The organism is Sarcina sp. DSM 11001, assembly GCF_900101015.1.
GTDB lineage: Bacteria > Bacillota > Clostridia > Lachnospirales > Lachnospiraceae > CAG-791.
In genome coordinates this window covers 87,008-107,049 of sequence record NZ_FNFZ01000010.1, presented here as the reverse complement: position 1 = coordinate 107,049, position 20,042 = coordinate 87,008, and the positions used below count along the sequence as shown (strand labels likewise).

Genomic DNA, 20,042 nt, shown 5'->3' with positions numbered 1-20,042 from the left:
TTTACTGTCTTCTTATTCTGCTCAATGCAGCCTTACGGCAGGCTGCTCTCCTTATGTGGGTATTATACGACAGGATTTAAGGCAAGGGCAACCATTTACTTTTTCAGGAAAAACGCGCCCCTTCCACAGAACTTGTTTTGTTTCTTATTTGTTTCTTATAAGGATAATACCCATGAAATAATATACTATCACGATGTCTATATTGCAAGTAGACCTGCAGGATCCGGGATAAGGGCCGCTGTATAGGCGAAGAGATCAGAAACCCGAAGGTCTGAGGTTCCGATATTAAACGAAGAAAGCCTCCCGATGCCTTAGGGCTTCGGGAGGCCTGCCATAAATCCGATTCTCAGGTTCTGTCATGCTGTGAAAAATCAGCGGATCAGCTGTTTCGTTTACAATCAATCCTCAACCTGGATGATCTCCTTCTTGTTGTAGGAGCCGCACTTTGCACATACTCTGTGGGGAACCATAAGGGCGCCGCACTTGCTGCACTTTACCAGAGCGGGAGCAGACATCTTCCAGTTTGCTCTCCTTTTGTCTCTGTGGCTTTTCGAAGATTTATTTTTAGGGCAGATCGACATGATTAACACCTCCTTCTTTCAAAGAATCACACGAAGCCTATTATATGGAGGGATTCGGGTTTTGTCAACAAGTTTTTCTTTACAAAACGGCCCTTTTTTATTCTTTTTTTATCCTTTTTTCAGGTTTCCGGTCAGCATTGCAAAGAGACCTCTCCGGCCGGGCATCAGTCTGTTCTGACCAGGAGAGCCCCCGAAACCGGCTGGGGCTTCAGGGGCTCTTTCGCATGCCATCCCTAAGGTGTTATCCGTATAGTGATAGTGTACCTCTGGACAGGGTTCCCGTCACACAGGGATGGACTGTTATTTCGCAAAGGCTGTTTGCAAATATTATTTGTATTATTTGCAGAGTGCTGCTGTCTCGCGTGCGATGGCAAGCTCTTCATTGGTAGCAATGACATAAGCTGCGACAGTGCTGTCGTCAGTGGTGATCTTCACGACATCGCCGCGCTCTTTGTTTGCTGCCTCGTCGAGCTTCGCGCCGAGATAGCTGAGGTACTGCATGATCTTGCCGCGGACAAATCCGCTGTTCTCGCCGATGCCGGCTGTGAAAGCGATATAGTCCACACCGTTCATGGAAGCGGCATAAGCACCGACATACTTCGCTACACGATAGCAGAACGCTTCGATCGCGAGTGTGCAGAACTTGTCGCCTTCATTGTAGCCCTGCTCAAGATCACGGAAGTCAGAGGACTTGCCGTCGGAGAGAGCAAAGACACCGGACTTCTTGTTGAGGACAGATACGACCTCTGCTGCGGTCATGTTCTCTTTGCCTGCGATGAACTCGATGATCGCGGGATCCAGATCGCCGCTGCGGGTGCCCATGATCAGGCCCTCAAGCGGGGTAAGACCCATGGAAGTGTCAACGCACTTGCCATTGCATACTGCGGAGATGCTGGCGCCGTTGCCCAGGTGGCAGACGATGGTCTTAATGCTGTCGTAAGGCTTGCCGACCACTTCAGCGACCTTCTTGGAAACGAAGGAGTGGCTGGTGCCGTGGAAGCCATAGCGGCGGACCTTGTAATTCCTGTAATAGTCCATGGGGACCGCGTACATATAAGCCTTCTCGGGCATGGTCTGATGGAAAGCAGTATCAAAGACAGCTACCATGGGAGTCTTGGGCATCAGAGCCTTGCAGGCATCCACGCCGATGAGGTTGGCGGGGTTGTGCAGAGGAGCCAGATCGGAGACATCCTTGATAGCCTCAATAACTTCATCAGTAATGACAGCGGAGGAAGTGAACTTCTCGCCGCCATGGACGATACGGTGGCCGACAGCACCGATCTCGTCGAGGGACTTCAGGACGCCGGTCTTTTCATTGGTCAGGGCTTCGAGAACCAGGCTGACTGCCTTATTGTGATCGGGCATAGGAATCTCATTGACTTCCTTGCCTGCGTTGGTCACTTTATTCTCATAAGTGATGACGGATCCGTCGATGCCGATCCTCTCGCAAAGACCTTTTGCAAGAAGAGCCTCGGTCTCGGAATTGATGACCTGGAATTTCAGGGAAGAGCTGCCGCAGTTGATAACCAGAATATTCATTTTTACCAGTCCTTTCGAAATCATGCCTTGAATAAGCATTATTGCAACACCTTCCGCAGAATCGATTCCGCCGATCCTGTTCCCTCTGACCATATGGCAGGACCCGCTCACATGCCCAATGAATCCGGCATCCCCCGGAGCAGCTATACCTCCGGATCTGAGTAACAGAAAACGATGAAAAAGTCTGCAGACATTAATTGAAATATCACCCAAATTTATTATATCATTTATACAGTTTCATTCAAGGAAGAAAAATGCTTAAAATGCAGGACACAGGCTGTACAGGGAGCTGCGGGATCGGAGAAAGGAGAAGGGGACGGTTCTTTGTCTCCACGGTACTGACGGAGGAGGACAGCACATTTATGAGAGTGACCGGAATCATTATGGAGTGCAACCCTTTTCATGAGGGGCATGACTACCTGCTGAAAGAGGCGCGCAGGATCACACAGGCCGACTATATTATTGTGGTCATGAGCGGCGATTATGTACAGCGGGGTGAACCTGCTGTCTTTGATAAATATATCCGCGCAGGCCAGGTTTTAAAAGCCGGCGCAGACCTGGTCCTGGAGCTTCCTCTGTACATGGCATGCGGCAGTGCCGAATATTTTGCCCGGGGAGGCATTTTCCAGCTGGAAAAACTGGGGGTCGTCACGGATCTCTGCTTTGGTTCTGAGACAGGAGATCTCGACCATCTGGCGCAGTGCGCGCGGATTCTGTCCCTGGCTGAAGATACTGAAGGTCCTGTGTCTCCTTTTCAGGAAATCTATCAGGAAAAACTCCGGAGCGCTCTGAGCAGCGGGCTCCCCTTTCCTGCTGCCAGGACTCAAGCCCTCGAAGGGATCCTCCCCTCTGCCCCCAATGATCTTCTGGGGGTAGAATACTGCCGTGCGCTTTCTGCCTGCCGTAGCGCCGTCAGGCCTCATGCCATCCGCAGGATCGACGTCCCCTCCGCCACGCAGCACAGACAGGAGCTGCTAAAAAACAGGGAAGCACTGTCAGGCCTTTTTCCTGATCTCACAAAGACTGATCAGGCAGAAACGCCTTCAGCCTTCAGCCTGCCGTCGGCATGGCCGCAGACAGGGAGCTCTGACGTACCGGTCTTTCCTATAGGACCCGATGACTTCTCCCCGGCTCTCTTGTACGCTCTGTGCATGAATTCGGCCGGTCTGGACCAGTTCGCGGATGTGTCCCAATCTCTCGCGGACAGGATCTCGAACCTCCTGCCGCAGTTTTGCGGTTTTTCGGATTTTACAGGCCTTCTGAAAACCAGAAATCTGACAAGGACCAGAGTCAGCAGATGCCTTCTGCATATCCTGCTGCAGCTGCAAAAGGAACGGCTGCAGGCTCTGGTTTCAGGGGGATACGCTCTCTACGCGAGACCGCTCGCCATGAACCGGCAGGCCTCCCCGCTCTTTACCGCGATCCGGGGGAACGCCTCTATTCCCTTCCTGTCAAAACTGTCCCGGGCTGAGTCTCTGCTCTCCCCTGCGGCATACAGCTTCCTGCAGGAAGAGATCCGGGCAGAAGACCTCTATGTCCATACTCTTGCGGATGTCTGCCGGCGGTATGGAGCAGGGCTGTACAGGATTCCGAAAGCGCAGCAGCGCAGACTGGTCTTTCTGTAGGTTTTCCAGATACTTTTCACGTTCAAACCAGCCCTGAAAATCCGTTCCGGATTTTACCTCAAACAGGCTTCAGACTTTATCTCAAACAGGTTTCCGGCTTTATCTCAAAAAGGTTCCAGACTTTATCTCAAACAGGTTCCGGACTGTATCTCAAACAGGTTTCAGATTTTATCTCAAATAATCCGTTAATTTTCTTTTCAGAATTTTTTAAATACGATGATCTCCACACTGGGACCGTCCATGCTGATCCTGACTTCATCCGCAATATTTGCGATGATGGATTTCTCCAGCTGGTCCCAGGCTTCATCTGCTTCGAGACTGTTGTCCCGGTTTCTCTCAATGCCGGACTTATATTTGCGCATGGACCAGGTGTAGCCCGACATTTCCATATCTCTCCTTCTGTACAATCCCATCCCCATAATGCCCGGATTCCGATTCACACCTTCTGCTTCCGACCGGAGCGTCGCGAGATAGAGCATTTCGCGGATCATGCCCGTAAAGCTTTTCGCCGCATCATTTCTGCCTGTAGAAGAAACCGCGAGAAGCTGCTTCCTCAGTTCCAGGTTCATCGGGACATAGGCCTGAAGATGGAGGGCAAAGTTTTTATGGTTCTGCCAGACCCAGAAGCTTGCCTCTACATCTCCCACAAGCCCCCGCATCATTCCGAACAGTTCCTCCGCCAAAAGGCGCAGACGCAGGGAATCTTTTCTCTCCAGGCCGCAGTTCGTTCCGAGCTTCGCCGTGGCATTGACCGCTTCCTCCATGCTCTCTCCCTGACTGCTGACGATCATCAGCGGTACGCCGGGTACATTGTTGGTAAACTCCTCTACTTCTTCTGTTCCGACGAGCGCAGTGTCCTCCTTCTGGATCACATTGATATAGCTGAATGGGATCTCGATCCCGTATTTGGCAAACAGATCGTTTACCCGGAGGTTGATGTCCGTGATCATGATCTCCGTCGGTGTTGACTGCAGATAATACACAGTCGTCATCAGCCTCAGACTGCTGCTGTCAAATGCCATAAAATATACCGGGGCATACTCCATTCCGTTTGGCTTTTCCTTGCCCGGGACGGTGTATTTCGATTCGATCACCGCCTGCATAACTATACTGCGGGCCTTCTGCACATCGCTTCCATAAGCTATGTTGAAGGTAAATTCCCTGGCACGGTAGGCGGAATGATAACTCAGGTTCCTGATGCTCATCGCGTTCAGTTTGCTGTTCGGGACGATCATCACCTGTGTGTCGGGAAGCTTGAGCACAACATGCCTCATCGTGATGTCCATGACGATTCCGGCAGATCCGTCCTCCAGCTCGATCCGGTTCCCGATCTCAAATGGTTTATAGATGCTGATCATCAAACCGGCCAGAATGTCCTTGATGATGTCCTGGGCAGCAAAGGCCAGGACCGCACTGACGATGGCAGTCCCGCCCAAAAGCGTTCTCCAGATAGACTGTATCCCCCCGAATAAAGAAAAGATCAGGATAAGACCGACAAGGACAATAAGCACTGAAGTGACTCGTTCAAAAAAGATTATCTCGATCCCCTTGCGGTTTTTCTTGATCCTCTGAAAGATCAGGCTGTTGACCTGGATCAATACCCATACGAGAAGGCTTACGCCTATAATCACCATCACACAATAAAAAATATGGGAATTAAATAATAAACCGGATTTTTCCAAAGTATCACCCTCTTACAGACCCCGACCCATGAGCCTGCTCATGTTCCATGTGCAGATGCCGCAAATAGTATTTCCATAAAATATGATACCCCATCGATCTGCCCATGTAAAGCTGACTGGCAGCCGGCCAACTGTGTCTTTTCGGGCATTGACAAAAGCGCTTCTGTTTATTTAAGCTAACTGTGTTAGGTAAGTGCAACTCATTTCCCGCTTTAATCTCTTCCGCGCGGTCCCCCGAGACATCAGTCACAGGATAATCGCGTCAGACTCACGAACAGGTCCGGAGTCCATAGACCGGTCTGTTATGCGCGGGATTGGTATTGTACCCACGATGAAGCGAGTTTCCCTTTTGCGCGTAATCCCATGTTTGAAACACGGGTATTATGCGATGAAGAATAAAAGGAGCACCGGAACCGAAAATGGAAATTTCAATAGATTACGGAAAGCTTGCAGACAATCTGTGTGATATTCATTTTTTATATGCAAAAGATCTGGCAAACGTATTTGAGCAGCACAGCACCCGGGGAGAGGAAGCGGCTCTGTTCTGGCTTTCAAAAATGGAATGCCCCGTCTCAGCGGGAGAACTTGCCTCCCGGATGGGGATATCTTCCGGAAGGATCGCCAATATTCTCAGCAGTCTTGACCGGAAAAAATACATTGAGCGCCGCCGTTCCTCCAGAGACCGCCGTCAGATCAATGTTTCCCTGACGCAGAAAGGCAGCGACCATATTCATCATGTCTACGAAAACGCAAAAAACAGCCACATCCTGCTCCTTCAGAAAATGGGGGAAGAGGATGCGGAGGACTTTATCCGGCTCATGAATCTGGCGGTCCGGACCGCCTCGGAAATGACCAGCACAGAGTTTTGAACAGAGTTTGAGGATGTAAAAAAACAGGGCGCCTTTCCCGTTCCATTTCTAAGCGGAACTAAGAAGGCTCCCTGTTTCATTTTTTCTTTAACTAAAAACTAAAGAACTCTAAAAACTAAAGAACTGTTACTTACGCCAGCTCCTGAAAGACTCTTAAGCAAAATTAAAGCAGAGACTTGATGCAGGCTTCAACTGCGGCCATATCCGCTGTCGGCTCGAAGCGGGCAGCAACGTTTCCGTCCCTGTCGATCACAAATTTAGTGAAGTTCCATTTGATATCAGGCTTTTTGTCCCAGTCGGGATCTGCCTTGGAAAGCATCTCCGTCAGAAGCCCGGCGAGCTGATGTTCGCCGAATCCTTCAAAGCCTTTCTGTGACTTGAGCCAGGTATACAGAGGGAGTTCGTTCTCTCCGTTCACATCTGCCTTCTTCATCTGAGGGAAGGTCGTGTTAAAATGAATAGTGCAGAATTCATGGATCTCATCATCTGTTCCGGGGGCCTGACCGCCGAACTGATTGCAGGGGATATCCAGAATTTCAAGTCCCTGATCGTGATAGTCTTTGTACAGCTGTTCAATAGGGGCATACTGGGGAGTAAAGCCGCAGCCAGTCGCCGTATTGACGATGAGGATGACTTTTCCCTTATAATCTGCCAGATTCAAATCTTCGCCTTTTCCTGTTTTCAAAGTAAAATCATAAATCATCTTAATTCTCCTCTTTTCTAAATAAATGACGGGAAAGCGGGTTCTTTTCTTTAACATTGTTTACCATTAAATTGTACACAACTTATATATAGGATACCTTTGTATTCCATCATTGTCAAGCAGAATCGTAGAGATTATTTTGACTATTATTCTCTTATTATTTCTTCCGTTCCTGTATAAAAAAAGCAATGAGTCCAAATGGATGACTATAAATTGTATTCGTTAACCATCAATTTGTATTTTGGTTGACAACCCGTAAAATCAGAAGTATTTTCAATACAGATCCTCAGGTGCCAGTAAGTGATCTATACATATTTCCGACGGCAGGAGTCCATTATTTCCGGTCGCTTTCGCCGTCATATTGTCATGTTTTTCTGCCTGGTGCAGGGAAAGGAGCGGTACAGATTTGAGCACTCTGCGTCTTCGTCCCCATCACATTCTCTGCCTGCAGACTTTCCGCGGATCCGGATACAGCCCGGACTTTGTCGCAGGGATGAAAAAGATTGTCGCTGAGCTTAAAGAAAATGCGGAGACCTCCCTGCAGATCGTAAATATCTGTGATGATATTTGCCATCTATGTTCCAACAGGAATGGATGGTCCTGTACTTCACTTCGTCCCTCCATCTTTGATGTATTGGTCAGCGGCAGATACAACATACTTCCGGGAAAAGAATATACGTGGAAAACCCTGCTCTCCATGCTTCCGCCTCTGTCCCTGGAGCTTCTGGAGGAATGCTGTCCGAACTGCCAGTGGCTCTCTCTTTGCCGGCAAATCGTCAGTGAAGAGACCCCGGTGTCCACATGACCGGTTAAATAAAACCTTTTTATTCTTCATCGCGTAATACCCGTGTCTTCAGACGTGGGATGCACGCGCAAAAAAGGATCCTGTTTTCAGGAAAGCTTATGTCCATCAGTTTTGTGTGCCGCAAGGACAGCTTCTATGGTCTTGCGGGGCAGATACAGAGCTTTGTCATAAGGATTCAGGACAATTCCCGCTATTTCAGGCGGCGCCTTGCGCTGAGGTTCCACAGCCCGGGCGCTCTTTGCCTTTTCATCAGGCAGAAATGATCTCAACAGAGCTTCGATCGACCAGGACAGGGCCATGGCACTGTCCTGTTTTTCTTCCCTGCTTTTCAGGAAAGCTCTGCCTTTCTCCAGCTGTCCACGGCTTGTATAGGCGGGCTGCCAGAGTTTTCCGTCCCTCGTCCGCAGTGTCTGCAGTCGATAGACTACTGCATTTTCTTTTCCCTGCCGCTGTCCTTCTTCCTTCCTTTCATTTCCATCAGTATTTCTTTCAGAATTTCCTTCTGAGTTTCCTACTGTATTTCCTTCAGATTCCATCCTGGCATTTTCCCCTGCCTCTGCCCGCCGGACTCCAAGGAGCGGTACCAGAACTCTGCCCTTTTGCTGCATACGCCGGCGAAGCATTTCAAGGGCCAGAAGAAGCGACTGCTGATCCCTCTTTTCCAGCATCTGCGCGATCACACCTTCCAGCTCCTCATTTCCCTGTACGGCAGCAGGATGCCGTTCAGAAGCCCGGATCAAAGCATTCTCCCACCGTTTTCTGGCTGCCGGATCTGTCTCTCTCCTCCTGCGGCGAAACTCCATCCGCTCTGCAAAGGTATCCGCTGCAGCGCGAAGGTCATCCGGCAGGGACTGCCTGCAGGTTTCTTTCCATTCCTCCGGCATCCCGAAAAAGGCCTCCGCCGCGGCTCCTGCGATCGCAGCGATATCCGCGCAGCTCCCTCCCATGGAGACTGCCCTTCGCAGGACATCTTCAAAATCCGTCCCGTACAGAAAAGCGGTCAGGGCGGCGCGGACACACAGTCCGGGATCCGGGGATCTGCCTCCGCTCAGCACCTCCCCGCGCATGGCTTCCTCTTCCGGGATCCGGTATCCGAATTCCTTCCCCATAAAAGCAGCCATATAATCCTTTGTACAGCCGTGAAGAGCCAGGAAGACCAGACAGGCGGCTGCGTCCGCCGCGCGGACTGTCTCTTTGCTGCGGTTTGTGAGCGAGGCCTGAAGACGCGCCATATGGCGCATCATGTAGAGGTCATCCTGAAACATCCAGGCGATCGGACTAACCCTCGCGGCAGGTCCAGCTTCAGCCTGTGTCCCTGGAGCCGTTCCCTCCCTGAACAGCCAGATACTCGTATCCATGGTGTAGCCGGCCAGGGGATAGGCTGTCCCGAAACGCCGGAAGGCCGTTGTCAGTTCCTCCGACAGGATCTCTTCAAAGAGGCCGGCAGCACCGCCTGATCCCGGGCGGACCGGATCCTGCGCTTTTTTTTCGCTTCGATCTCCCTCTTCGCTCTTGCTTTCTTCTCTGTCGTTTTTTTCGCTCCGCTTTTCTTCGTTCTTGTTTTCTTCTCTTCTGCTATTATCTCTGTTATTATCTCTTTTTACGGTATTATCTCTTTTTCCGGCAAGGATCTCAGGCATCCTGCGCTCAAAGCACAACAGCCCCTCTTCAAGGGCTGTCGTCAGGACAGTCTTGTCGGAAAAAGTATTTTCGTTTTCCTCCTCCGGCATCCGGATCAGGGGAAGATTCCTGTCCGTCAGGTCTGCAGGATGATTCTCACAGGGAAATCCCGCCAGATCCCCCAATATAGCACCGTACATAGCCTCCTCCCTTCTGCCCCAATCTATCTTATTCCACTTAAATCTATTTCATCCAATTCAGTCTATTTCGCTTCCGTCTGGCTCTCCTTTTTCCAGTATTTTCCGGATCATAAGAGCCGCTCCCTCGTGTTCGTTGTCCAGAGTGATCATATCGGCTGTCTTCTTGACAAAGTCAGGCGCATTTCCCATGGCTATCCCGAAGCCTGCGCCGTGCAGCATGGGCCTGTCGTTGTCTCCGTCCCCGATCGCTGCTATCTCATTTTCGCAGATTGAGAGTTTTCTTCCCAGATCTCTGAGCGCGAGCCATTTATCGGCCAGAATATGGGTGATCTCCATGTCAGTCACCCAGGGAAGAAGCACGTGGATCAGGGGATCTCTCTTTTCGTTGAAGGAAGTCTCCAGTTTGTTATAAACCCTGTCCCGCAGGTCCTGTGAAAGAAACATCAGGGAAATATTTTCCACGTGGGAGGACTCATCTGTCAGAAGCTTTTCAAAATCCGGAACGATCTTTCTGCTTCTGTTAATATAAGCCATGATCTGCGGCGCCAGGGCAAACTTCGCTTCCAGCAGTCCCTGCGTCCTTTCGTCATGGTAACCGACTCCGCGGACAAAGATCTCCCTGATCACATCTTCTCCCGGTGCTGTCGACAGGATCTCCCGGACCAGATCATGGGACATGTGGGCTTTCCTGAGGACAGAGCCTGCAGTCAGCACCGGATAAGGAGCCTGCTCTTTCCTGACTGCCTCCAGTTCCGTAAGATCATAGGTATTGGCTCCGTTCGAAGTGATCACATAACGGATGCCGGGGATCTCCAGTATTTCGACAGGGACTCCCGTGAGCGGTCTCCCGGTAACAGGTACTATTGTAAGGCCGGCCTCCAGAGCGTCTTCCACTGTTTTTTTGCTATAGGGCAGAAATTCCTTATTTTTTGTCAGTAAAGTCCCGTCCAGATCGATCCCGATCATTCGAATCCTGTTCTTCATCCTGTTCCTTTCCTTATGCGGGCGGTATTCCGTCCGGTATGATCGCGCAGGTCCCGCAATACCTGTTTCCATACGCTTTTCTTTTATGGTGTCCATTGATTTGTCCGGCCGCCCGTCTGCTTATGCGTTTTCACTCATATACTTACCGGCGCGAAGCCATGAACAGCCGCAGTCTATGCCTGGCCCTGCCCGGCAGTGTATGGGTTTCCGGACACATGCAGACAAGTGAGCAGCTATGGTTACAGTACAGACCGGCTCGAAACTCGAGGCGTTTTTCGCGGCTTTTTCGCGAAAAACCCGAGTTTTACGGCGAAAATCCCATCGCGAAGCGATTTGGAATGGGATTTTCGCAAGCTACAGTACACGCCCTCGATAGGGCGTGTACTGTAGCCAGCTATGAACAGCTGTATCATATTTTAGAGAATTATTATAACACGTCATTTCTTTTCGTGATATAATGAATTTCCACGGCACTCCGTGCGCGTTTCGCAGATACGCATTTCGCACGTTTCGCCTTTCATAGAGATCATAATGCTTTTTAATGAAGCAGATTTTTCCATAGAGACCAAAATACAGTGAATAATAAGGATTTTGTACTCCCTCTTACGAAGGATTTATTAAAATATCATACAAGATGGAATGAACGCTCTCTCAAGCCCTATACGGACGAGCTCTTTGACCTGTGGGCGGAAAACGGGATCGACGGACTCCTGGACACCCAGCTGCAGGGACCGACTCTCACCAGGTTCGGGATCATTCCTGATGACCGGCGCAGCGCCGACCGCATCATCGGGCTCCTTCCCACCTACAAGGCGATCTTTAACCGTAACGATGTGCAGGTTTACAGGGCGGACGGCCATATCTATATCGATGTCCCCTGGCAGACCGACCAGGTCTATCTGGGAGATATTCTGACTGACGGAGAATTTGACCGGGAACTGAGTACACCTCAGGGGATCCCGATCGCCATCGGGATGGATATCTACAGGCAGAGTTATTTCGAGGATCTGTCACAGACTCCCCATCTGCTTGTCGCAGGGCTGGGGCGTACAGCTTTCCTGCATGGGATCATCATCAGTCTCCTGCTCTCCCATACCCCGGAAGAGATCGAATTGTACCTGTGCGGACAGAGGCGCAGTGAATTCTCCCGCTACAGCGAGATTCCCTACTGCCAGATCTCTTCTGATCCGGCTGAAGAACTGGAGCTTCTGGAGGATCTCCAGGCCGAAGTGGACAGGCGTTATACTGCTCTGTTTGAAAGCCGGTGCCGGACGATCTATGATTTTAACAGACGGGCAGGCCTCATGAAACATCTGATCGTGATCATTGAGGAGTACTCCAACCTCGCTGCCCACGGAAAAAAACGGACGGCCTCTCTCGTCACAAACCTTGCCGAGATGTCGTCTGCCTGCGGGATCCATGTGATCGTCTGCTCTGAAAAGAGCGTCTATTTCAGAGATATAAGGAACAGCTTTCCCTCCAGAGTCTGTCTGCGCACCGACTCAATTGCGGACTCCTATGTCATGATCGACCGCAAGGGCGCAGAGAAACTGGGAAAAAAAGGCATGCTCTATTATGTGGATGGTACTTCCCAGCCTCCCTACCTGCTCCAGAGCGGGATCGTCAGTGTAAAGGAGATCCGGGCTGTCGTCTCCGCGATCCTGGACAATTTTGAAGATCCCTCCGCCCGGGTCAAAGAGCCCACCCTCTGGGAAAAGCTGTTTGCAAGATGATTTTACTAAACGATAAAGGAATTCTGAATTGAAAAAAAAGTATAAAGCAGTGATCTTTGATATGGATGGAACTATCCTTGACACGGTAGATGACCTGAGGGCTTCCATTAATTATGCCCTGGCCCGGTGCGGGCATAAGCACGATTTTACGCGTGAGCAGTGCAAGGAACTGTTCGGGAGCGGTGTTCACACCGCCCTGCAGCGGGCCCTGTCCATAGAGGCCGGCGAACAGGATCAGGAAATGCTCCGCCTGATCGGCACCCCGCAGAGGATGACTGTCCCCGGGATCGACGAAAAAGAAATTGAAAGAATTGAAGGCGTTTTCCGCCCTTATTATCTGGAACACAGTATGGAGCATACCGGACCTTACGACGGGATCATGGATCTGCTTCGGACTCTCCGCAGCAGAGGTTTCAAAACAGCCGTCGTCTCCAACAAACCGGATCCCGCAGTGCGGAAGCTGGCTGAGGAATGCTTTGAAGGCCTGTTTGATGTTTCAACAGGAGAACAGCCCGGCATCCGGAGGAAACCCGCCCCCGACATGACAGAAGAGGCTATGCGGCTGCTCGGTGTCTCAGCCGGGGAATCTCTCTATCTTGGCGATTCCGAGATCGATGTGCAGACTGCCCTGAACACCGGAATGGACTGCATCTGTGTCACCTGGGGTTTCCGCAGCGCAGATTTTCTGGAGTCGCTCCATCCTCTGGCGCTCATTTCCACCCCGTCGGAGCTCCTCTCTTTCCTTTGAGTTTCAGATCAGCAGGCCGGATCCGGACGCCCAGTCCGGAAGAGGGGCTTCGATCCTGATCTCTTTTCCGGTAAATGGCTGGCGGAAAACCGCCCGGTATGCGTGCAGCATCAGCACACCTGTCATGCCGCTGTCCTGTGGCGCCTCTGGTCCATACAGTCTGTCCCCGACGATCGGATGCCCGGTTTCCGCCATATGGACGCGGATCTGATGGGTGCGGCCGTGTTCGATCCGGCAGGCAATGAGTGATGTTCCGTCAGGGCATTCTGCCAGCACGCAGTAATGAGTCCTGGCTTTTTTTCCGTCCGGGGAAGCGATCATACGAAAGGAATCCTGACTCTCTCTGCGCAGGGGCAGGTCCACTGTACCTGTCAGGGCTAAAAAGCGGCCCCGCACTCTTGCGATATAGAGTTTAAAGCAGTTGCCCGATGTCATCTGCCTGAGGGCTGATGCCGGTGCCGGCGCTGGGGTCAATGCATCTGATCTGTTTTTTAAGGCTTCCTGCCGCTGTTTGATGAGCTGTGCGGCAGTCTCCGTATTCAGGGCAAAAATCACGATCCCTGAGGTGTCCCTGTCCAGCCGTCCTGTCACACGGACATCCAGTTCCTGTCCAATTCTTCCCAGGTGCTGCGCGACCTGATTGGAAAGCGTATCATCATAATGGCCGGGACTGGGATGGCAGACAACTCCGGACGGTTTGTCGGCCGCCAGGATATCCTGATCCTCATAGAGGATCCGCAGAGGATGATTCTCTTCCAGCCAGCCGGCTGGAGCAGCCCAGATCTTCTGCAGACGCCCGTCCCGGGCTCTCTGATAGCCGGGCATCTGATCATCCTCCCGAGGGGTCCCTCCGGTGAGAGCGTCATGCGGATGAGCTTCTACCGGCTCACCTCCCTGCGTCAGCCGGATCTCCAGGACATCTCCCTCCGACAGACCGGCATTCACATATCTCTTCTCTCCGTTTAAAAGGATCCCGTCTTTCCTGTATTTAAACCTGCTCAGCTGTTTGGAAGAAAAGCCAACCCTGCGCATCAGGAAGCTCTTGATCGTCTCTCCCTTTTCTTCCTTTCCGATCTCAAAACGCAGGATCCTGGGTTTCAATTCTCCGGGCAAGCCTGTCTCCTCCTCTTTTCGGCATGCGGTGTCCTCTATTCTGCTTTTGGCAAACTTTTACCACAGCTCCTGAAAGCTCCTGAACAGGATACAGACTCCTGCACGCTTTTAGAAATGATCCCTGAATATAGCCCTGACTTCGACTTCTTGCAGGCATTAAGATAAACACGATCCATTGAGCCGGTAGCCCGCTTTTACAACGGCAGCCCTGGCCAGCACTTCCAGAGTGTCCACTCCCGGCAGGTCCAGCCCGAACATGTGGAAACCGACGGGTATTTCCGTACAGCCCAGGATCAGGGTACTGGCGCCTCTCTCCAGCAGGTGCTCAGCGGCGCGCCGCAACGCCTTCACATCATAGGTCCAGTTGGAAGCCTTTACTCCGGAATAAATAAAGTCCATAACCGCATCCTGTTCCTCTTTGTCCGGAAGCAGAATCCCGATCCCTCTTTTTTCACAATATTTCTGATACAGGTTTGCATTCACGGTTCCGGTTGTCGCCAGAAGGCCGGCCGTATGCACCTTCTGCTCTGCTAAAGACCTGGCCGTCTCATCGATCATATTGACCAGTTCAACAGACAGGTCCTTCTGGACTTCCTCGTAAAAATAATGCGCAGTATTGCAGGGCATCAGGATCATATCCGCCCCCTGCCCGGCCAGCCCCTTTGCACAGGAAAGAATCATCTGCGCTGGGGTGTGGTCTCCCCGGCTGATCGCCCTGGTCCTGTCGGGAATCTGCGGACAATTGTCGATAAAGATACGGATATGTCCCTGATCGTCGGGGCTCTCCGTATTCTCTACGATTTTCTGAAACAGATACACAGTTGCCATCGGTCCCATTCCACCGACAATTCCAATCTTTTTTTTACCGGTCACCAGTTCTGGCCTCCTTTGCTTTCACAGATGATTATGCTTTCAGGGATGCTTTTTATTACAAGGATGCTTTTTTGAAAGGATGTTTTTTTACAAGGATGCTTTTTTACAAGGATGTTTTTTTTACAAGGATGCTCCGAAATAAGGGGTAATATTTTCTCCAATCTCACAGGGCGGGATTCAGTTATATAGTTTAAATGAAATGAAAACAGCCGCCGTACCACAAATTGGAACGGCGGCCTTGTCGCTTAGTCTGTTTATTCTTCTATGACTTCTTCTATGACAACAGTCACTGCCGGCCCAGATTACTGAGCCTTCTTGACTGCTGCAGCAAGTCTGGAAACCTTACGGGCAGCCGTATTCTTGTGAAGTACGCCCTTGGAAGCTGCTCTGTCGATCACGGACTTTGCATTCTCGAAAGCTGCTGCTGCAGCTGCTGTATCCTTGGCTTCAACAGCGGCACGGACCTTTTTAACAGCGGTCTTAACACCGGATTTGACAGCCTTGTTGGCTGCTGCACGCTTCTGGCTGGTGATAATTCTCTTCTTGGCAGATTTAATGTTTGCCATGTTCAGTTTTCCTCCGAATTAAAATCTTCTCGATCTGATAATAACCTATACCACTGTCCCATTTCGGCAACTGTGCAGCCGCGCAAACAATCACTGATCCGGGAGCGGGCAGAAGCTGACACGGTTCTTCTGTCCAAACATACTAAAGCATAATACAAAATTGTCCTGAATCTGTCAATAGGCCGGTTTTCATTCAGGATAAATGATATTGTTCTTTTTAGCATTCAAAATGCTGAATTCATCTCCGTCCTGCTGAGCTGTCATCAAACGCTGCAGAGCCCCTGACTTCGGTCACTGGCCAAAAATCCATGGACTGAGGTTGTGAAAATGATTAATGTGTGCTTTTCTCAGTCAGGCGGACGGCTTCGGCAAGGCTGATCCCTCGCTTACGGGCGATCGCGGCCAGATCCTCATATTCATATTTCCGCCTCGATACCCCCCAGCCGTCAGCTGTCTTGCAGCGGACCTCACCAAGATCCGTCGTGACGGTGCGGACCCTGCGCTGTAATGTGTACCTGTTGCAGAGATATTCGCGGATCCCCAGTGTCGTTGTATGGAGAAACATGAGCGACAGGATCTTTTCGCGCATAGATTCCCTGCAGAGACAGTTCAGGATGAAACCGGGCCGGTTCTTTTTCATCGTTACCGGGATGGTGTAAACATCCAGGGCTCCTGCCTTCAGGAGCTCTTCCATGGCAAATCCCACTGCTTCCGGAGTCATATCATCGAGATTGCAGGACAGCTCCAGGACAGTTTCCCGGGACCGGTCACCGGACCCCGCCTGTCTGTCTTCCGGTTTTTCTGTTCCGGTAGTTTTTGAACTATCTTCCATCTCGCCGAGCAGGGCGCGGACTATGTTTGCCTGTTCGAAGTCCTTTTTCCCGCAGCCGATCCCGACTTTACTGATCTGCATCTGCGGAAGACTGCCAAATTCATCCGCAAAGCATTTGAGGATAGCTGCTCCTGTCGGTGTACACATTTCCCCGCGGATGTTTCCTGCATAGACGGGAACATCTCTGAGGATCCACGCTGTAGCAGGCGCAGGGACAGGAAGGATCCCGTGTGCGCAGCGCACCTCGCCAAAACCGAGATTAATCGGGGACACGACGACCTTTTCAGGGCCGATCAGAGACAGGAGCAGGCAAAAGGCAGTGATGTCCGCCACTGCGTCCATTGATCCGACCTCGTGGAAGTGGACTTCTGTCACAGGTCTGCCGTGGGCATGGCTCTCCGCCTCGGCGATCAGGCTGTATACCTTCAGGACATCGCCGCGCACAGCCTCCGGCAGATCAAGCTTATTGACGATCTGTCTGATGTCCGCCAGATTTCTGTGGACATGCGAATGGGAATGACCGTGGGTATGCTCATGGTGATGGTCAGAATGATCATGCTCATGGCTGTGGTCGTGGTCATCATGGCTGTGCACATGATCATGCTCATGGCTGTGGTCGTGGTCATCATGGCTGTGCACATGATCATGCTCATGGCTGTGGTCGTGATCATCATGACTGTGCACATGATCATGGTCGTGACTGTGGCTGTGGTCATGGTCATGGCTGATGTGGTCAGTGTGCTCATGATGCTCATGCGTATGGGAGTGTACGTCCAGACTCTCCTCTTCCTCTCCGCAGACTGTCACTTTCAGATGGGTTCCGCGGATCCCGCATTTTTCAACAGCTTCCTGTTCAAAGGACACTCCGGGAATACCCAGGGCATTCAGTCTGTCAACCATGCCGGCCGGATCGGGATAGAGTTCCAACAGGGCTGCGGAGAGCATATCTCCGGCTGCCCCCATGTTACATTCAAGATATAGTGTTTTCATTAATTGTCTCCAAGAGGGATCAGCCGGCAAAGTTGATGACTGGTTCTTCAGGCTGAGGTGCAGGGACTACTTCAACGGCATCCAGGATCACTCCCGGACCGTCATAGGGACCGAATTCTTCTTTTTTAATATTCGCGGTGACTTTTACCCACTGGCGCTCCCGCAGTTTTGACGCGTCTTTGTACCTGCAGGCATATCCGAGGAAAGACATGTCATTGGCACAGCAGGTCATCGCCATTCTGCCGGGGACAAAGTATCCCGCCGGGAAATCGCCGGGCCGCATTACCATTCCGGTATAGGTGATGTTTTTTCCCACATACCTGTCGGGGTGCTCCATGGCATCGATATACCAGATGCCGTAGTCCAGGCCTTCCAGGGGGATAGGGTCCTGATGGATATCAAAGGGCAGATCCTCTTCTGTCGTCATATCGATCTCACCCTCCGAGTCCTCAAAGACAAGGTCCGCCTTCTGGTTGATCGCCTTGACATTTCTCTTGAAGCTGACAAGCTGTTTCTCATCCACATCATCGCAGCGATTGAACATGATGAGCTCGGAGTTGCGGAGCTGCTCCGCCACCAGAGACCGCATATTAGTGAAATACATGTTAAACACGGAGGCATCGATCGTCGTGATCTGCTGCTCCAGACGCCATGCGTTCGGAATCTTGAACTGACGGAAGTCCCACATTCCATTCCATTCGATCAGGACACGCTCGGGGCGGTACTTTTTTTCAAACTCCATCAGCCTGGACGGTGTGAAGTCCTCCAGATCTTCGATCTTCTCAACCACTGTTCCCGATTCTTTCAAAAGAGATTCCCGGTATTCTCCCTCACCCTCTTCGCAGAGGATCAGCAATGTGGTTCCCTGGATCTGAAAATAGGGCTGTCCAATCGTATAGGCGATAAAAGAACTCTTTCCGCTGTCCAGAAAGCCGTTTATGACATATACAGGTTTCTTTTCCACTTCTTTATTTCCTTTTAAAAAATCAAACATATCCTGAAACCATTACCCATTACTATAATGAATTTTCATCAAGCTTTTCTTTGATCTGTTCTTCTGTTTTTTGTTCTCCTGTTTTTCTGTTTACTTCTTTATTTTCTCTTAAACAGTTTTTCAAGAGCCGCTTCATCAAGCTTTGCTCCGATGACACAGATCTTGCCAGTGACATCCGGCGCACCAGTACGGACTTCCGACTCCTCCGGAACATAATCGAAATGGATCCATGTGCCGTCCGGTGCCGGGACCATTCCCTTGGAGCGGAGAACATAACCATACTTCTCCTCATTCTCCAGTTCCTTCAGGATGCTTCTGATCTCATCCGCTGTAAACCTGGAAGGAGTTTCCATTCCCCAGCTGCCGAACACTTCATCCGCGTCATGCCCGTGATGATGGTGATGGTGGTGGTGATGATGGTGCCCTCCGTGCTGTTCCTGATAGTCGTGGGTATGATAAATACGGTCGCCATCCTCATCGACTCCGGACTCTTCTTCCTCTTCCTCATGATGGTGGTGGTGCTCGTGCTCTTCCTCATCCTCATCATGATGGTGGTGATGCTCGTGCTCCTCCTCATCCTCGTCGTGATGATGGTGGTGGTGCTCGTGCTCCTCCTCATCCTCGTCGTGATGGTGATGGTGGTGCTCGTGCTCCTCCTCATCCTCGTCGTGATGATGATGGTGGTGCTCGTGCTCCTCCTCATCCTCATCGTGATGATGCTCGTGTTCATCCTCTTCCTCGTCGGAGGCGAGTACTTCCTCGAGAAGCTGCTTCTGCAGATCGGCAGTTCCCTCGATCGTGTCGAGGATCATCTTTCCATCGAGCTGGGAAATGGGAGTCGTAATGATGGTCGCATCCTTGTTGAGGGCCCGCAGGAGCTCGACACACTCATCGATCTTTTCCTGGCTGATCTTGTCCGTCCTGGAAAGGATGATCGTCCCGGCATAGGCGATCTGATTGTCGAAAAACTCGCCGAAATTCTTGAGATAGACCTTGCATTTGGAGGCATCCACCACTGCCACGGCGCTGTTGAGATGCATCTGCGTATGCTCGGAGGCATCGTTGATGGCGCGCATGACATCCGAGAGCTTGCCGACACCTGAGGGCTCGATCAGGATCCTTTCAGGCGCATAGGTCTCCATCACTTCTTTCAAAGAGGTTCCAAAATCTCCGACCAGGGAACAGCAGATGCAGCCCGCGTTCATCTCACGGATCTCGATCCCGGATTCCTTGAGAAAACCGCCGTCGATCCCGATCTCTCCAAATTCATTTTCAATAAGGACGACCTTCGTCCCTGCAAATACTTCACTTAACAGTTTTTTGATCAGGGTTGTTTTGCCTGCACCCAGAAATCCGGATACAATATCAATTTTAGTCATTTAATTCACACCTCCGAAATAACCATCTGAACATACGGATCAGGATTCTGGCTGAGTCCTGCCTGCGCAATGACAGATAATAAAGCATGTCACAGCCCTTGCGGCTGATGATACGGCACAAGACCGGTCTTTACGATAAATAGGATAAAGAAAACTACAGTCAAAATATGGTTAAAAAGCTCTATAAAGAAAATGAACATAACGGT

At 51.0% G+C, this 20,042-nt stretch carries 17 protein-coding genes; 5 read left to right on the top strand and 12 right to left on the bottom strand.

Annotated elements, in window-relative coordinates:
* Positions 1-398 precede the first annotated feature (398 nt).
* A complete protein-coding gene (gene rpmF / locus BLT02_RS07080; RefSeq protein ID WP_092992966.1) occupies positions 399-581 on the bottom strand; it encodes a 50S ribosomal protein L32 in 183 nt (60 codons plus the stop codon).
* A gap of 336 nt (positions 582-917) precedes the next feature.
* On the bottom strand, positions 918-2,120 hold the full coding sequence (locus tag BLT02_RS07075; RefSeq protein WP_092993041.1) for an acetate kinase: 1,203 nt from the start codon (positions 2,118-2,120) through the stop codon (positions 918-920).
* Positions 2,121-2,374: 254 nt separating this feature from the next.
* Between BLT02_RS07075 and BLT02_RS07070 the strand changes: the two genes are divergently transcribed.
* Positions 2,375-3,745, top strand: coding sequence for a tRNA(Met) cytidine acetate ligase (locus BLT02_RS07070; protein ID WP_092992964.1), 1,371 nt, complete (start codon positions 2,375-2,377; stop codon positions 3,743-3,745).
* 197 nt (positions 3,746-3,942) lie between these two features.
* On the opposite strand, the gene BLT02_RS07065 is transcribed toward BLT02_RS07070, so the two are convergent.
* Positions 3,943-5,427 carry a mechanosensitive ion channel family protein gene (locus tag BLT02_RS07065; protein ID WP_092992962.1) on the bottom strand — a complete coding sequence of 495 codons (1,485 nt, stop codon included), beginning with the start codon at positions 5,425-5,427 and terminating at the stop codon, positions 3,943-3,945.
* A gap of 419 nt (positions 5,428-5,846) precedes the next feature.
* Between BLT02_RS07065 and BLT02_RS07060 the strand changes: the two genes are divergently transcribed.
* Entirely contained in the window at positions 5,847-6,296 is a 450-nt protein-coding gene (locus BLT02_RS07060; protein WP_092992960.1) for a MarR family winged helix-turn-helix transcriptional regulator, read from the top strand.
* A 163-nt stretch (positions 6,297-6,459) separates the two neighbouring features.
* On the opposite strand, the gene BLT02_RS07055 is transcribed toward BLT02_RS07060, so the two are convergent.
* Positions 6,460-6,999 (bottom strand): glutathione peroxidase, encoded by a 540-nt coding sequence (locus BLT02_RS07055; protein ID WP_092992958.1) that lies wholly within the window; start codon positions 6,997-6,999, stop codon positions 6,460-6,462.
* Positions 7,000-7,405: 406 nt separating this feature from the next.
* Here BLT02_RS07055 and BLT02_RS07050 point away from each other — a divergent pair, with 406 nt between their 5' ends.
* Complete coding sequence (locus BLT02_RS07050) at positions 7,406-7,804, top strand: DUF1284 domain-containing protein (RefSeq protein WP_092992956.1); 399 nt, start codon at positions 7,406-7,408, stop codon at positions 7,802-7,804.
* 86 nt (positions 7,805-7,890) lie between these two features.
* Here the strand turns inward: BLT02_RS07050 and BLT02_RS07045 are convergent, their stop codons facing one another.
* Both BLT02_RS07045 and BLT02_RS07040 read right to left on the bottom strand, forming a co-directional pair.
* Positions 7,891-9,624 carry an ADP-ribosylglycohydrolase family protein gene (locus tag BLT02_RS07045; RefSeq protein ID WP_092992954.1) on the bottom strand — a complete coding sequence of 578 codons (1,734 nt, stop codon included), beginning with the start codon at positions 9,622-9,624 and terminating at the stop codon, positions 7,891-7,893.
* A gap of 57 nt (positions 9,625-9,681) precedes the next feature.
* A complete protein-coding gene (locus BLT02_RS07040) occupies positions 9,682-10,608 on the bottom strand; it encodes an HAD-IIB family hydrolase (RefSeq protein ID WP_175453732.1) in 927 nt (308 codons plus the stop codon).
* 575 nt (positions 10,609-11,183) lie between these two features.
* On the opposite strand from BLT02_RS07040, the gene BLT02_RS07035 reads away from it, so the two are divergent.
* Positions 11,184-12,341, top strand: a complete 1,158-nt coding sequence (locus BLT02_RS07035) for an FtsK/SpoIIIE domain-containing protein (protein WP_092992950.1) — start codon at positions 11,184-11,186, stop codon at positions 12,339-12,341.
* 28 nt (positions 12,342-12,369) lie between these two features.
* A complete protein-coding gene (locus tag BLT02_RS07030) occupies positions 12,370-13,089 on the top strand; it encodes an HAD family hydrolase (protein WP_207649393.1) in 720 nt (239 codons plus the stop codon).
* A 3-nt stretch (positions 13,090-13,092) separates the two neighbouring features.
* Here the strand turns inward: BLT02_RS07030 and BLT02_RS07025 are convergent, their stop codons facing one another.
* From BLT02_RS07025 to BLT02_RS07000, 6 genes are all read right to left on the bottom strand, one after another.
* Positions 13,093-14,202: an RluA family pseudouridine synthase gene (locus BLT02_RS07025; RefSeq protein WP_092992948.1), complete on the bottom strand. Its 1,110-nt coding sequence runs from the start codon at positions 14,200-14,202 to the stop codon at positions 13,093-13,095.
* 156 nt (positions 14,203-14,358) lie between these two features.
* The gene (locus BLT02_RS07020; protein ID WP_092992946.1) at positions 14,359-15,075 is read right to left on the bottom strand and encodes a cysteate racemase; all 717 of its coding nucleotides are present in this window, start codon (positions 15,073-15,075) and stop codon (positions 14,359-14,361) included.
* A gap of 302 nt (positions 15,076-15,377) precedes the next feature.
* Complete coding sequence (gene rpsT / locus BLT02_RS07015) at positions 15,378-15,641, bottom strand: 30S ribosomal protein S20 (RefSeq protein WP_092992944.1); 264 nt, start codon at positions 15,639-15,641, stop codon at positions 15,378-15,380.
* Positions 15,642-15,972: 331 nt separating this feature from the next.
* Positions 15,973-17,463 carry a nickel pincer cofactor biosynthesis protein LarC gene (larC, locus tag BLT02_RS07010; RefSeq protein WP_092992942.1) on the bottom strand — a complete coding sequence of 497 codons (1,491 nt, stop codon included), beginning with the start codon at positions 17,461-17,463 and terminating at the stop codon, positions 15,973-15,975.
* Positions 17,464-17,482: 19 nt separating this feature from the next.
* On the bottom strand, positions 17,483-18,427 hold the full coding sequence (locus BLT02_RS07005; RefSeq protein ID WP_242869726.1) for a TIGR03943 family putative permease subunit: 945 nt from the start codon (positions 18,425-18,427) through the stop codon (positions 17,483-17,485).
* A 128-nt stretch (positions 18,428-18,555) separates the two neighbouring features.
* Positions 18,556-19,836, bottom strand: a complete 1,281-nt coding sequence (locus BLT02_RS07000; RefSeq protein WP_092992938.1) for a CobW family GTP-binding protein — start codon at positions 19,834-19,836, stop codon at positions 18,556-18,558.
* Positions 19,837-20,042 lie beyond the last annotated feature (206 nt).